11 protein-coding genes are annotated in these 14,163 nt (G+C 64.1%); 7 read left to right on the top strand and 4 right to left on the bottom strand.

Annotated elements, in window-relative coordinates:
* Positions 1 to 105 precede the first annotated feature (105 nt).
* The 3 genes from carB to carA form a co-directional block, all read right to left on the bottom strand.
* Positions 106 to 3,429 (bottom strand): carbamoyl-phosphate synthase large subunit, encoded by a 3,324-nt coding sequence (gene carB / locus ACLIMP_RS10550; RefSeq protein ID WP_054435709.1) that lies wholly within the window; start codon positions 3,427 to 3,429, stop codon positions 106 to 108.
* A 47-nt stretch (positions 3,430 to 3,476) separates the two neighbouring features.
* Positions 3,477 to 3,854: a hypothetical protein gene (locus ACLIMP_RS10545; RefSeq protein ID WP_054435711.1), complete on the bottom strand. Its 378-nt coding sequence runs from the start codon at positions 3,852 to 3,854 to the stop codon at positions 3,477 to 3,479.
* Positions 3,855 to 4,020: 166 nt separating this feature from the next.
* Positions 4,021 to 5,187, bottom strand: a complete 1,167-nt coding sequence (gene carA / locus ACLIMP_RS10540; protein WP_324694951.1) for a glutamine-hydrolyzing carbamoyl-phosphate synthase small subunit — start codon at positions 5,185 to 5,187, stop codon at positions 4,021 to 4,023.
* A gap of 163 nt (positions 5,188 to 5,350) precedes the next feature.
* On the opposite strand from carA, the gene ACLIMP_RS10535 reads away from it, so the two are divergent.
* From ACLIMP_RS10535 to ACLIMP_RS10520, 4 genes are all read left to right on the top strand, one after another.
* Positions 5,351 to 5,803, top strand: a complete 453-nt coding sequence (locus tag ACLIMP_RS10535) for a GatB/YqeY domain-containing protein (RefSeq protein ID WP_185997479.1) — start codon at positions 5,351 to 5,353, stop codon at positions 5,801 to 5,803.
* Between the two features lie 27 nt (positions 5,804 to 5,830).
* Positions 5,831 to 7,699, top strand: coding sequence for a DNA primase (gene dnaG, locus ACLIMP_RS10530; RefSeq protein WP_324694947.1), 1,869 nt, complete (start codon positions 5,831 to 5,833; stop codon positions 7,697 to 7,699).
* Positions 7,700 to 7,739: 40 nt separating this feature from the next.
* Entirely contained in the window at positions 7,740 to 9,755 is a 2,016-nt protein-coding gene (gene rpoD, locus ACLIMP_RS10525; protein ID WP_324694945.1) for an RNA polymerase sigma factor RpoD, read from the top strand.
* 406 nt (positions 9,756 to 10,161) lie between these two features.
* Entirely contained in the window at positions 10,162 to 10,287 is a 126-nt protein-coding gene (locus tag ACLIMP_RS10520) for a hypothetical protein (RefSeq protein WP_443477830.1), read from the top strand.
* A gap of 3 nt (positions 10,288 to 10,290) precedes the next feature.
* On the opposite strand, the gene ACLIMP_RS10515 is transcribed toward ACLIMP_RS10520, so the two are convergent.
* The gene (locus ACLIMP_RS10515) at positions 10,291 to 12,003 is read right to left on the bottom strand and encodes a M28 family peptidase (protein ID WP_324694941.1); all 1,713 of its coding nucleotides are present in this window, start codon (positions 12,001 to 12,003) and stop codon (positions 10,291 to 10,293) included.
* A gap of 166 nt (positions 12,004 to 12,169) precedes the next feature.
* Here ACLIMP_RS10515 and rpiB point away from each other — a divergent pair, with 166 nt between their 5' ends.
* Genes rpiB through ACLIMP_RS10500 form a run of 3 tightly spaced genes read left to right on the top strand, consistent with a single transcriptional unit; the run spans position 12,170 to position 14,150 of the window.
* Entirely contained in the window at positions 12,170 to 12,607 is a 438-nt protein-coding gene (rpiB, locus tag ACLIMP_RS10510) for a ribose 5-phosphate isomerase B (protein WP_185997482.1), read from the top strand.
* 15 nt (positions 12,608 to 12,622) lie between these two features.
* Positions 12,623 to 13,921: a serine hydroxymethyltransferase gene (gene glyA, locus ACLIMP_RS10505; RefSeq protein ID WP_132468771.1), complete on the top strand. Its 1,299-nt coding sequence runs from the start codon at positions 12,623 to 12,625 to the stop codon at positions 13,919 to 13,921.
* A 4-nt stretch (positions 13,922 to 13,925) separates the two neighbouring features.
* Positions 13,926 to 14,150 (top strand): hypothetical protein, encoded by a 225-nt coding sequence (locus tag ACLIMP_RS10500; RefSeq protein WP_054441713.1) that lies wholly within the window; start codon positions 13,926 to 13,928, stop codon positions 14,148 to 14,150.
* Positions 14,151 to 14,163: the final 13 nt, after the last annotated feature.

The raw sequence follows: 14,163 nt of genomic DNA, 5'->3' as shown, positions 1-14,163 counted from the left end.
CCGCTCCGCGAAACCAGTCGAGGGAGACTAGTTTCCTGTCCCGTCCCACAGGATATTCCCGGGGACTGGGCCGATCTGCAGCGATGTGGGGAGGCTAGATCGATTTCAGCTATAATAATCCTGCAACGAACGCACTTCAAGCTGGCTCCCGCTTTGCGCAGAAATTGCCTGTGCAGCAGCGACGCTGGCGGCCGCTGTCGTGAAGTACGGCACCTTGCCGGTAAGCGCGGATCCGCGGATCGATTGCGAGTCCTTCAGGCTCTGCCAACCTTCGGTCGTGTTGAAGATCAGCGCAATGTCGCCATCCACGATCTTGTCGACGATGTGCGGACGTCCTTCGGCAACCTTGTTGACCAGTTCCACCGGCAGGCCGGCTTCGGTCAGGTACTTGTGCGTGCCTGACGTGGCGATGATGCGGAAGCCCTCCTTCACCAGGATCTGGACCGCCGGAAGGATGACCGGCTTGTCGCTGTCCTTCACCGAAACGAAGACGAGACCGCTGTCGGGCAGGCGCATGCTGGCCCCAAGCTGGGCCTTGAGGAAAGCGCGCGGGAAGTCGGCATCGATGCCCATGACTTCGCCGGTCGACTTCATTTCGGGGCTCAGCACCGGATCGACGCCCGGGAAGCGCGCGAAGGGGAAGACCGCTTCCTTGACCGCCACATAAGGCAGGTCACGCTTGAACGGCGGGAAGTCTGCCAGCTTTTCGCCGGCCATGATGCGCGAGGCGATCTTGGCGACCGGCTGCCCCAGCGCCTTGGCGACGAAGGGCACGGTGCGCGAGGCACGCGGGTTCACTTCGATGAGGTAGACCTCGCCGTCCTTCACCGCGAACTGGATGTTCATCAGGCCGCGTACGCTGAGCCCGAAGGCCAGTGCTTCAGCCTGGCGCTCCATCTCGGCGATGATTTCGGCAGGCAGGCTGTAGGGCGGCAGCGAGCAGGCGCTGTCGCCCGAGTGGATGCCCGCTTCCTCGATATGCTGCATGACGCCAGCGACGACGACCTGGTCACCATCGCAAAGCGCATCGACGTCGCACTCGATGGCGTCGCGCAGGTACTGGTCGATCAGCACCGGGCTGTCGCCCGAGACCTGAACGGCGGTGGCGATGTAGTCGTCGAGCTGCTGTTCGCTGTCGACGATCTCCATGGCGCGGCCGCCGAGCACGTAGCTGGGACGCATGAGAACCGGGTAGCCGATGCGATTGGCAACGGCGACAGCTTCGTCACGGCTGCGGGCGATGCCGTTGGCCGGCTGCTTGAGGCCCAGCTTCTCGACCAGCGCCGAGAACCGCTCGCGGTCTTCGGCAAGGTCGATCGCGTCGGGCGAGGTTCCGAGGATCGGAATGCCGGCGTCTTCCAGCGCTTGCGCCAGCTTGAGCGGGGTCTGGCCGCCGAACTGCACGATAACGCCGACGAGCTCGCCCTTCGACTGTTCGACGCGCAGGATTTCCAGCACGTCCTCGCCGGTGAGTGGCTCGAAATAGAGGCGGTCCGAGGTGTCGTAGTCGGTCGAGACGGTCTCGGGGTTGCAGTTCACCATGATCGTCTCGTAGCCGACTTCGGCAAGCGCGAAGCAGGCGTGGACGCAGCAGTAGTCGAACTCGATCCCCTGGCCGATGCGGTTGGGACCGCCGCCGAGAATCACGACCTTGCGGCGATCCGACGGATTGGCCTCGTTCTCGGGCTCACCGAAGATCGGGGCTTCATAAGTCGAGTACATGTAGGGCGTCACCGCCTCGAACTCGGCCGCGCAGGAATCGATGCGCTTGAATACCGGGTGGACGCCCAGCTTGGTGCGCAGTGCGCGCACCTCGTCCTCGCTGGTGGCGCCGGCCATGGCGCGCAGCGCGTCGTGCAGCAGGCCCGAGCGCTTGGCCTGGGTCTCGCCCATGCCGCCCGCGACGCCAACCGAACGCACAGCCAGCGTGGCAAGGCGCTTGTCCGAGAAGCCCATCGCCTTGACGCGGCGCAGACCCTGCGCATCGACCGGCAGGCCGTTCTTCATGATATTCGCCTCTTCGGCGATGATCTCTTCGATGTGACGCAGGAACCACTTGTCGTAGTGCGCGATCGCGTGGATCTCATCGACGGTGAAGCCTTCGCGGAAGGCCTGCGCGACATGCAGCAGACGCTCCGGCGTCGCACGGGACAGGGCAGCGGTGATCACGTCGCGGCCCGCGCCTTCCAGCTCGACCACGCGGTTGAAACCGTCAAGGCCGGTTTCGAGACCGCGCAGGGCCTTCTGCATCGATTCCTTGATGTTGCGGCCGATCGCCATGACTTCGCCGACCGACTTCATCGCGGTGGTGAGGTCATTCTTGGCGCCCTTGAACTTCTCGAAGGCGAAGCGCGGGATCTTGGTGACGACGTAGTCGATGGTCGGCTCGAACGCGGCCGGCGTGGCGCCGGTGATCTCGTTCATGATCTCGTCGAGCGTGTAGCCCACGGCCAGCTTCGCCGCGACGCGCGCGATCGGGAAGCCGGTGGCCTTCGAAGCCAGCGCCGACGAGCGCGAAACGCGCGGGTTCATCTCGATGACGATCAGGCGGCCGTCCTTCGGATTGACCGCGAACTGCACGTTCGAACCGCCGGTTTCCACGCCGATCTCGCGCAGCACCTCGATCGAGGCGTTGCGCATGATCTGGTATTCCTTGTCGGTCAGCGTCAGCGCCGGCGCGACAGTGATGGAGTCGCCCGTGTGGACACCCATGGGATCGACGTTTTCGATCGAGCAGATGATGATGCAGTTGTCGTGCTTGTCGCGCACGACCTCCATCTCATACTCCTTCCAGCCGAGCAGCGATTCCTCGATAAGGACCTCGGTGGTCGGGGAAGCGTCGAGGCCGGAGCGGACGATCGTCTCGAACTCGGCCTTGTTGTAGGCGATGCCGCCGCCGGTGCCGCCCATCGTGAAGCTGGGACGGATGATCGAAGGCAGCCCGGTGCGTTCGAGCACCGCGAAGGCTTCGTCCATGGTGTGAGCCACGCCCGAGCGGGCCGAATTGAGGCCGATCTTATCCATCGCGTCGCGGAAACGCTGACGATCCTCGGCCTTGTCGATGGCGTCGGCGTCGGCGCCGATCATCTGGACGCCGAACTTCTCCAGCGTTCCGTCGTTGAACAGCGCCAGCGCGCAGTTCAGTGCGGTCTGACCGCCCATCGTCGGGAGCACCGCATCCGGGCGCTCCTTCTCGATGATCTTGGCGACCACTTCCGGGGTGATCGGCTCGACATAAGTGGCGTCGGCCATGTCCGGGTCGGTCATGATCGTCGCCGGGTTGGAGTTCACCAGGACGACCCGGTAGCCCTCTTCCTTGAGCGCCTTGATCGCCTGCGTTCCCGAATAGTCGAATTCGCAGGCCTGGCCGATGATGATCGGGCCGGCGCCGATGACGAGGATCGAGGAGATGTCTGTGCGCTTGGGCATGGGCTGTCCTGGGGTGTCCTGTGTGTCTTGTATGTCGGACTGGCGGCCTAGGCCACCAGTTCGCCAAACGCCTTGTCCCAGTAATCTGGGCCTTCGGCCTTGGCTTTGAGAATGATCGGGTTGCTGTCCTGCTCCTCGCGGATCACCGCGCGGTATCGGTCAGCCTGAAACTGGTGCATCGAACCGCCATACTCGCCCTCTGTGGTCGACCAGGCACCCGTTTCGAGCATCCGGTCGATGAAGACCTTGCCGGCTTCCTTGGCGTGCTTGCGCACCTTGGGGCCGAACTTGCGAACGGCGACCGAGACCTTGTCCTCGAAGATGAGCTGCAATTCACCGTAAGGGTAGAAACGCGGCGCAACCGTGAGTTCGGCAGCCTGTCCGGCAATATAGTAAGCGAGCATGTGGTCGATAAGGTCGGTCATTGGGCATCACCTTGCTTTGCATGGGCTCCGGCCGCTAAGGCCGGACACTCGACTGCATAGGCAAACTGTGCTGGCGGGTCGAAAACTCGCTGGTCCGCACCGGCAATGATCGCCGATGCGGGGCGCGGCGCGAACGCCGCGAAGAGAGACCGACCCGTTATACCCATCAGGCCAGCATACCCACGAACTTCTCGAAGAGGTAGAAGCTGTCCTGCGGACCGGGGCTGGCTTCGGGGTGATACTGCACGCCGAAGGCCTTCTTCCCCTTGATGGAGATGCCGCAGTTCGAACCGTCGAACAGCGAAACGTGGGTTTCCTCGACATTGTCGGGCAGCGTCTGGTTGTCGACCGCGAAGCCGTGGTTCATCGAGGTAATCTCGACGACGGCGTCGTCCAAGCGCTTCACAGGATGGTTGGCGCCACGGTGGCCCTGGTGCATCTTCGAGGTCCTGGCGCCGGCCGCGAGGCCGAGCATCTGGTGACCGAGGCAGATGCCGAAGATCGGCACGTCGCGCTCCAGCAGCGCGCGGATCACCGGAACGGCATATTCGCCGGTCGCCGCCGGATCGCCCGGGCCGTTCGAGAGGAACACGCCCTTGGGCTCAAGCGCGAGGATCGCGTCGAGCGAAGTCTCGGCGGGAACGACGGTCACGCGGGCGCCGGCCTTCACGAGGTTGCGGAAGATATTGTCCTTGGCGCCGTAGTCGATGGCGACGACGTGCGGGCGGGTTTCGCCTTCCCCGGCGCCGAAGCCCTGGCCGAGTTCCCAGGTCGAGCCTTCCCAGCCCTCCTGGATTTCGCGGCTGACGATCTTGGCAAGGTCCATGCCTTCGAGGCCCGGCCATTCCTGCGCGCGCTTGATCAGCGCGGGAATGTCGAACTCGCCTTCGGGGTTGTGGGCGATCACCGCGTTCGGCGCGCCCTGAAGGCGGATGCGGCGGGTCAGCGCGCGGGTGTCGACCCCGGCGAGCCCGACCTTGCCCTTGGCGGCAAGCCAGTCACCGAACTCGCCCGCCGAGCGGAAGTTAGAAGACGGCGTCACGTCCTCGCGAACGACGCAGCCGACCGCGCCGTCGACCTTGGATTCAAGGTCTTCGTCGTTGACGCCGACATTGCCGATGTGGGGAAACGTGAAAGTAACGATCTGGCCCGCGTAGGACGGATCGGTCATCACTTCCTGATAACCGGTCATCGCGGTGTTGAAGCAGACTTCTCCGACTGCTTCGCCCACGGCTCCGAAGCCGCGGCCCCAGACCACGTGTCCATCGCTCAGGACGAGAACGCCTGTCGCCCCTTCAGGTTTGGGCGCAAGCGTATATGCGGCGTCGGCCATGGTGGGTCGCTCCGTTGACGGCGTTTCTGACTATGTGTGCTAAGGCCTGCCCGCTAGAGAGGGTTGTGCACCGCGTCAAGGCGGCAAGGGTGCAATTTGGCGCACGACTTGCTAGTTTTGCGCCACGACACTCCCCAAAACCTATCAGAACAGCAGGAAACCAATGCTTCGTGATTCGATCAAGGCCGCCCAGATCACTGCGATGAAAGCGGGCGACAAGCCGCGCCTTGCAGCGGTTCGCCTCATCCTTGCCAAGATCAAGGACCGCGACATCGAACTGCGCACCGCCGATTCCCTCCCGGACGACGATGCCATGATCATCGACGTGCTCCAGAAAATGGTGAAGCAGCGCCGCGAATCGATCCAGCTCTTCGAAGAAGGCGGCCGCCCCGAGAAGGCCGCCGAAGAGAAGGCCGAACTGGACGTGATCGAGACCTTCCTGCCCGCCCAGCTCTCCGAGGAAGAGACCAAGGCCCTGATCGACGCCATCAAGGCCGAAGTCGGCGCCGAGAGCATGAAGGACATGGGCAAGGTCGTCGCCGCGCTCAAGGCCCGCCACGGCTCGCAGCTCGACATGGGCAAGGCTTCGGGCTGGGTGAAGGCGGCGCTGGCCTGAGCTGACACGAAACCGGGCGGCAGGACCGTGCTTACCCCTCAATGGCTTGACCAGCTCCGCGCCCGGACGACGCTTTCGGCGCTGATCGGTCGCTCCACGCGCCTTCAGAAGGCGGGGCGTGAGTTCAAGGCCTGCTGCCCCTTCCACAACGAGAAGTCTCCAAGCTTTACCGTCAACGACGAAAAAGGCTTCTATCACTGCTTCGGCTGCGGCGCACATGGAGATGCGATCCGCTGGATGACAGACCATCAGGGCCTGTCGTTCATGGACGCGGTCAAGGAACTCGCGGCCGAAGCGGGGATGGATGTGCCAGCGCCCGATCCGCGCGCAGCCAAGGCGGCCGAAAAGCGCGACACGCTTTACGACGTGATGGCGGCGGCACAGGCGTGGTTCGTGCAGAACCTGACCGCGCCCGGCGGCGCGGCGGCAAAAGCCTATCTCGCAACGCGCGGCTTCGACGCTCATACCCTCCAGCGCTTCGGCTTCGGCTTCGCGCCCGAGGGACGGCAGGCGATGAAGGAAGCCCTGGGCCGCTTCCCCGAGGACATGCTCGTCGAGGCAGGCCTGCGCATCGAGGTCGAGAACCGCGACCCTTACGACCGTTTCCGCGGCCGGCTCATGCTGCCGATCGAGGATGCGCGCGGCCGTGTCATCGCCTTTGGCGGGCGCATCCTCGCCAAGGACAAGACGGATGCGCCCAAGTACCTGAACTCCCCGGATACGCCGCTTTTCGACAAGGGCCGCACCCTCTACAATCTGCACCGCGCCGCGCCGGCCGCCCGCCAGTCGGGGCGGATGGTGGTGGTCGAGGGCTACATGGATGTGATCGCGCTGGCCGCAGCAGGCTTCGGCGAATGCGTCGCCCCGCTTGGCACCGCACTCACCGAGCAACAGATCGAGATGCTCTGGCGCCATGTCGAAACGCCGATCCTGTGCTTCGACGGCGACGCCGCCGGCCAGCGCGCAGCCATGCGCGCCGTCACCCGCGCCCTGCCCCTGCTCCGCCCTGCCCATAGCCTGCGAATCGTTCGCCTGCCCGAGGGGCTCGACCCAGACGACCTCATCAGGCAGCGCGGCGCCCGAGCCATGGGAGACCTGCTCGGCGAAGCCCGCAGTCTTGTCGAAGTGCTGTGGGAAGCGGAACGCGATGCCCAGCCGCTTATCACACCGGAAGACAAGGCCGGCCTCAAGGCCCGGCTCATGGCCCATGTCGATGCGATCCAGAACCCCGATATCGCCAGCCTTTACAGGCGCGAACTGCAGGACCGCTATTCCGAATTCGCCTTCCCGAAGCGGGAGAACCGCTGGCAGCAACAGGATCGCCCCGCATTCCGCCCCGGCCAACGCGGAAACCAGAAAGGGCGATGGACGCCGCAGCCCGAATCGAGCCCCGAATCCCTCGAACGCCTCCGCAAGGCCATCGGCGGCGGCGCGCGCGATGCATTGTCGGCGGCAGTCGTGGCCGGGCTGATCCAGTGGCCGGCACAGATCAGGCGTCACGCCGAAGCCCTCGCGCGGACCCCCGGCCTCGATCCGCGCTTCGGTTTGCTGCTCGATTGCTGCGACACGAACGAAGCGCTTGAAAGCACCCGTTTGGCCACCATATTGGTCGAGAATGGCCTGGAGATCCCCGGCACCGCAGAATACTCAGGATTGCGCTTCGGTTTCCTCAATTCCGGAACAGGCGCGGATCAGGCGGCAGAGGATTTGGCCCAGGCAATTGATCTCCTGGTGGAGCGTCCGGTTCTGGATGCCGCTCTGGCGCAAGCGACGGCACGGTTCGAAAGCGAGTTGTCTGACGAGGCTTTTGCCGATCAACAGCGGCTACTCAAGAGAAAGCTGGAATTTGACAGTCGCCTCAGGCAAATGGCGACAAGACAGGCGGCTTCTTCCTGATATTATAATTGGGGTGAATGCACGGGGATAACGGCGAAGAATGAGCAAAAACGACAACACCGGCGACACCAACGACGGCACTGACGCACCGCTGATCGACCTCAACGAAGGCGCGATCAAGAAGCTTATCGCCCGTGCCAAACGCCGGGGTGTGATCACCTACGACGAACTGAACGAGGCTCTTCCGCAGGACCAGATGTCTTCCGAGCAGATCGAGGACATCATGGCCGCGATCTCGGAAATGGGCGTCAACATTGTCGAGAGCGACGAGGATTCCGAAGGCCAGCAGGACGACGATCGCGACAACGAGGAATCGGATTCCGACGATGTCTCGCCCCGCATGGTGGTCGACGCCAAGAAGAAGGAAACCGTCGAGCGCACCGACGACCCGGTGCGGATGTATCTGCGCGAAATGGGCGCGGTCGAACTGCTCAGCCGCGAAGGCGAAATCGCCATCGCCAAGCGCATCGAATCCGGCCGCGACATGATGATCCTGGGCCTGTGCGAGAGCCCGATCACCTTCCACGCCATCATCCAGTGGTCGGAAGCGCTCAACAACGGCGAGATGCAACTGCGCGAGATCCTCGATCTCGACGCGATGCTTTCGAAGGAGCCCGCGCCCGAAAGCCTGTCGGAAGACAGTGAAGGCGACGACGACGGCGAGATCAGCGAAAAGACCGCCGGTCCCTCCTTCAAGGACGAGGACGACGTCGAGGAGGAAACCTCCGAGGTCGACGAGGACGGCAATCCCATTCCGAAGCGCGAAGCCGAGGAAGAGGAAGAAGACAACACCCTCAGCCTCGCGCAGATGGAAGCGGCCCTCAAGCCCGAAGCGCTTGAGAAGTTCATGCTCATCACCGAGCTGTTCCAAGCCTTCGAGCGCCTCCAGTCCGAGCGCCTCGACGCGCTGGCGCTGGGCATCGATTTCCCGGCCGCCAAGGAAGACCAGTACCAGCAGCTTCGCGAAGACCTCACCGCGCAGGTCGAATCGGTGAAGTTCCATGCGACGAAGATCGAGTATCTCGTCGACAACCTCTATGCCTTCAACCGCCGCCTCACCACGCTGGGCGGCCAGATGCTGCGCCTTGCCGAGCGTCACAAGGTCAAGCGTACCGACTTCCTCGAAACCTATGTTGGGCGCGAGCTGGACGATACCTGGCTCACCGACATGGCGAAGAAGGACAAGAAGTGGGCCGCCTTCGCCGAGGCCGAGGCCGAACCGGTCGAACGCATCCGTTCGGAAGTCTCCGACATCGCCGCCGCTACCGGCATGGCGCTTCCCGAGTTCCGCCGCATCGTCAACATGGTCCAGAAGGGCGAGCGCGAGGCGCGCATCGCCAAGAAGGAAATGGTCGAGGCGAACCTGCGTCTGGTGATCTCGATCGCCAAGAAGTACACCAACCGCGGCCTTCAGTTCCTGGACCTCATCCAGGAAGGCAACATCGGCCTGATGAAGGCGGTCGACAAGTTCGAGTACCGCCGCGGCTACAAGTTCTCGACATATGCCACCTGGTGGATCAGGCAGGCGATCACGCGCTCGATCGCGGATCAGGCCCGCACGATCCGCATCCCGGTGCACATGATCGAGACGATCAACAAGCTGGTCCGCACCAGCCGCCAGTTCCTTCACGAGCAGGGCCGCGAACCCACGCCGGAAGAAATGGCCGAGCGCCTGTCCATGCCGCTCGAAAAGGTGCGCAAGGTGATGAAGATCGCCAAGGAGCCGATCTCGCTCGAAACGCCGATCGGCGACGAGGAAGATTCGCATCTGGGTGACTTCATCGAGGACAAGAACGCGATCATCCCGGTGGACGCGGCGATCCAGGCGAACCTCAAGGAGACGGTGACCCGCGTCCTTGCCTCGCTCACCCCGCGTGAGGAACGCGTGCTGCGCATGCGCTTCGGCATCGGCATGAACACCGACCATACGCTTGAGGAAGTCGGCCAGCAGTTCTCGGTTACCCGCGAACGTATCCGCCAGATCGAAGCCAAGGCCCTGCGCAAGCTCAAGCACCCGAGCCGCAGCCGCAAGATGCGCTCGTTCCTCGATCAGTAACAACTGCACGAAGATACAAGAGCCTCGCTTCGGCGGGGCTCTTTTTTATGGACATCATCCCCTGATGCTCCCTCCCGGTTGGAAGAACGATAAGCCATGGCCTTCGGGGATACCGATATTGTCAGCGAAGCGGGCGCTCGCGAAGCAACGCTCTGCGCCGCAGGTGCCTGCATAACTTTCCCATCGTTGATCCTGATGGGCCTGCTGGCAGTGCTGCGGATCGCCGGCCCCGCCTTCCTGCTCACACTGCCGCCTCCGTTACTCATGCTCCTTGCTGCAATCCTTGCGACATCCTTCGCCTGCGCTTTTCGCTTCTCCCAGCAGAAGGGTGAGCGTGCAGGCTACCTGATGCTCCTGGCCCTTCTGGCCAGCGTTCTCGCGACATCTTTCGTGGCTTTGAGCATCGATGCAGCGGGGTATCTTTGCTGTCATCCCGATTGCCACGCTGGCTGCCGTGGTCAGCAAGTTGGTCCTGCATGGTATGCGCGGCGCGCGGAACCTGCGCGAGCCGCCGCCCGAGTTCTTCGAATAGCGCTCAGGTCTTGCCGTGGCTCTTCCTGGCGTCCGAATAGGCCGCGATGCTGACCGCTGGAGCATCCAGCCGCACCCACAGGGAAACACCGATGGCCATCAGCAGCAGCAGTGCCGCCAGCACCCGCGAACCGCGTAAAGGTAGCGCAGGCCGTAGCGGCACCAATGCGCAAACGGCGATCGCCAGCGGAAGAACCGCCACCATCGGCATCGTCGGCCCCACTGCCTGCAACAGCGAATAGCCGAGCATGAGCGCGTAGCCTGTTACCACACCTGCAACGGTCGCTCCCGCCGCCCGCGCCAGACCGCCAAGCCCGAACGCTCGCAGCAGCGCCACTACGCCTCCCAGCATCAGCGGCACCGCAAGCACATAGGCGGCTGACGGAGCGTAAGCCTGAAACGCGGTGCCGCCCAGAAGCAAGGGCAGCACCAATCCGGCCTCCCCCGCCTCGCCGTCCGGCTTGCGGCCCAGCAGGAGTACAAAGACGGCCACACTGGCGCAAAACGCCACGATCTGGAGCCTCGGGATAGCAGCAAGGCGGTCGTAATAGTTCACCGGGCCATCCGCACCGGACAACAGGTTGAGCAGATAGAGCGCGCCCGCCGTCACCAGAACAAGCCCAAGCATTCGCACAGCACCGTCCAGGAAGGCCCTGCCCTCGAACCGGCGTAGCGACAGCAGCCCATGGCCGACGAAGCCCACGGCCAGCATCACCCAGCCCCACCAGACCGCATAATGCACCACGAACAGGCCGAAAACGTCGAAGAACACCACGTCCGGCGCCCGGCCCGGCAGTTCCGCGCTGCGGGCAAGGGCCCGTGCAAGTCCCAGGGTCTGCTCCCCCATCTGTTGAAGAGAGCCTCGGTCGAGCCTGTCGGCCGTCGCCATCGGCGAATGATAAAGCCCCGGCCTTCCGATGAAGGCGAAGTTCCACGCCGGATAACCATGCGGCAGCGCCACCGAGAGATCGGTATCGTTAGGCAAGACGCTGTAAATGAAAGTCGCCAGCGACGTACCCGCCGGATGCGGTGCCGTATCCGCCCAGAGCCGCGCGACATCGCCGTTCAGCGCGGATGTCTGGAACAGATTCGCCTTGCCGCCACCGCCGCGCGTTTCCAGGTTCACGATCGCGCCGATCCGCCGCGCTTCAGGGGCCTGCGCAAAGAACATCCTCGCCCCCAGCAGCCCGGATTCCTCCCCATCCGTGAGAATCACCACGACATCCCGCCGACGCTCCCGGTCCAGCGAGAGCGCACGCACGGTCTCCAGGATCGACGCAACTCCCGCCCCATCGTCGGCCGCAGCCGGAGACCCCCAGACACTGTCATAATGCGCCATCAGCGCCACGGCGGGCAGGTTCGGCTCGGATCCCCTCAGAAGGCCGAGTACATTCGTCAACGGGATGCGCGCGGCATTACCGCCACTGCGGGCATTCAGGCCCCGGCGTGCGTCCTCCGGAAAAGTCCCTTCCTGCGTGCGCACCGTCAGGCCCAGTTCGCCAAGCCGCTGCATCAGGTAGCCACGCAAAGCCGCATGTTCGGCCGATCCGCTGGGATGCGGCGCGCGGGCGATGCGCTCCACATCGCCCATCGCCCGCAAGGCGGAGAAATCCCGGGCGGCTGCCGTGACCTGAGCGGGTCTCGGCGGCGTCGTTCCCAGGATCGCCAGCCCCACGGCGAGAAGCAATGCCACAAGGAACCATTTGCCGCTCTTCACGCGATCCTCCTGATTTTCGGGAACAAGTCGGGCCGACAATGCCACGTCCTTCACCGCTCGCCAGTCCCTTTCGACTCCAGATGCGCGCAAGACTGGCAAAGCGACGAACTCGCGACTAAGGGGAGCGCGAAAGAATCCTCGCATCCAGGACAGGCGAACCGATTCCATGCGCATCGCGATTGCATCAGACCACGCCGCAGTCGACCTCAAGGCCGAACTGCGCGAATACCTCATCGAACAAGGTCACGAAGTGGCCGACCTCGGCCCGGAAACCGCTGACCGCGTCGATTACCCCGACTACGGCTACAAGCTCGCATCGGTCGTCGCTGACGGCACGGTGCAGTTCGGCGTCGCTCTGTGCGGCTCCGGCATCGGCATCTCGATTGCCGTGAACCGCGACCCGGCCTGCCGCTGCGCGCTTGTTTCCGAGCCGCTCTCCGCAGCGCTGGCGCGCGAGCACAACGATGCCAACTGCATCGCCATGGGCGCACGACTGACCGGGATCGACATGGCCAAGGCCTGCCTCGACGCCTTCCTTTCGACCGAATTCGGCGGCGGCCGCCATGCCGGACGCGTCGAAAAACTTTCCAATCCGTCCTTCTGAAGGGGCTTTCAGAACATGACCGTTGAAACCGCCATCCGTTCACCCGGCTTCTTCACCGACAGCATCGCGCAAAGCGATCCCGCCGTGGCCAAGGCCATCGGCCACGAACTCAAGCGCGAGCGCAAGCAGATCGAGCTGATCGCCTCGGAGAACATCGTCTCCAAGGCCGTGCTCGAAGCGCAGGGATCGGTGCTGACCAACAAGTACGCCGAAGGCTACCCCGGCAAGCGTTACTACCAGGGTTGCGAGCCCTCGGACGAAGTCGAAACGCTCGCCATCGAACGCGCGAAGCAGCTGTTCGACTGCGGCTTCGCCAATGTGCAGCCCCACTCGGGTGCGCAGGCCAACGGCGCCGTTCTGCTCGCCACCGTGAAGCCCGGTGACACCATCATGGGCATGAGCCTCGATGCCGGCGGCCACCTGACGCACGGCGCCCGCGCCGCGCTTTCTGGCAAGTGGTTCAAGGCCGTGCAGTACGGCGTGACCAAGGACACCCACCTGATCGACTACGATGAGGTTGAGGCCCTGGCCAAGGAACACCAGCCCAAGCTGATCATCGCCGGTGGCTCGGCCTATCCGCGCGTGATCGACTTCAAGCGCATGCGTGAAATCGCAGACGCCGTGGGCGCCCTGTTCCAGGTCGACATGGCGCACTTCGCCGGCCTCGTGGCCGCTGGCCTGCACCCCTCGCCCTTCCCGCACGCACATATCGCCACCACCACCACGCACAAGACGCTGCGCGGTCCGCGCGGCGGCATGATCCTCACCAATGACGAGGCGCTGGCCAAGAAGATCAACTCGGCGGTGTTCCCCGGCCTTCAGGGCGGCCCACTGATGCACGTCGTCGCTGCCAAGGCCGTGGCCTTCGGTGAGGCGCTGCGTCCCGAGTTCAAGGACTATGCCGCGCGCGTGATCGAGAACGCCAAGGTCCTCGCCGAAACCCTGAAGGAGCGCGGCGCCGCGATCGTTTCGGGCGGCACCGACACGCACCTCGCCCTGATCGACCTCTCGCCGCTGGGCGTGACCGGCAAGGACGCGGACGAGGCGCTGGAACGTGCGGGCATCACCTGCAACAAGAACGGCATCCCCTTCGATCCGCTGCCGCCGATGAAGACCAGCGGCATCCGCGTGGGCTCGCCCGCCGGCACCACCCGCGGCTTCGGTCCGGAAGAATTCCGCGAAATCGGCAACATGGTTGCCGACGTTCTGGACGGCCTTGCCAAGTGCGGCGAGGCGGGCGACGCTCAGGTGGAGCAGAACGTGCGCACGCGCGTTGAAGCCCTGTGTGACCGTTTCCCGATCTACGAGGACTGATGCCATGACCGACCCCAACCGCCCCCACGACAATGGCGACTTCATCACCGATGCACGCCATGAAATCGCCGGAATGCTCCAGGATGGTCTCGACCATCCTTCGACCAAGCCGGTGCTCGTCTGGGGCGCGTTGGGGGCGGTGGCCGGCGCGGTATTGCCGTTCGTATCGATCCCGCTCGGCCTTGCCGCCGGTGCAGGATATCAGTTCTACAAGCGCGTGCGCCCCTGAAGTCTCTCAAGTC

The sequence above is a fragment of the Novosphingobium aeonii genome, from assembly GCF_052279045.1.
In the GTDB taxonomy this organism is placed as follows: Bacteria; Pseudomonadota; Alphaproteobacteria; order Sphingomonadales; family Sphingomonadaceae; genus Novosphingobium.
This window is presented reverse-complemented; position numbering and strand designations above follow the sequence as displayed.

Bases quoted from the DNA above. Each gene is read 5' to 3' on its own strand.
- carB (WP_054435709.1), bottom strand. From the start codon at position 3,429: ATGCCCAAGCGCACAGACATCTCCTCGATCCTCGTCATCGGCGCCGGC.
- ACLIMP_RS10545 (WP_054435711.1), bottom strand. From the start codon at position 3,854: ATGACCGACCTTATCGACCACATGCTCGCTTACTATATTGCCGGACAG.
- carA (WP_324694951.1), bottom strand. From the start codon at position 5,187: ATGGCCGACGCCGCATATACGCTTGCGCCCAAACCTGAAGGGGCGACA.
- ACLIMP_RS10535 (WP_185997479.1), top strand. From the start codon at position 5,351: ATGCTTCGTGATTCGATCAAGGCCGCCCAGATCACTGCGATGAAAGCG.
- rpoD (WP_324694945.1), top strand. From the start codon at position 7,740: ATGAGCAAAAACGACAACACCGGCGACACCAACGACGGCACTGACGCA.
- ACLIMP_RS10520 (WP_443477830.1), top strand. From the start codon at position 10,162: ATGCAGCGGGGTATCTTTGCTGTCATCCCGATTGCCACGCTGGCTGCC.
- rpiB (WP_185997482.1), top strand. From the start codon at position 12,170: ATGCGCATCGCGATTGCATCAGACCACGCCGCAGTCGACCTCAAGGCC.
- glyA (WP_132468771.1), top strand. From the start codon at position 12,623: ATGACCGTTGAAACCGCCATCCGTTCACCCGGCTTCTTCACCGACAGC.
- ACLIMP_RS10500 (WP_054441713.1), top strand. From the start codon at position 13,926: ATGACCGACCCCAACCGCCCCCACGACAATGGCGACTTCATCACCGAT.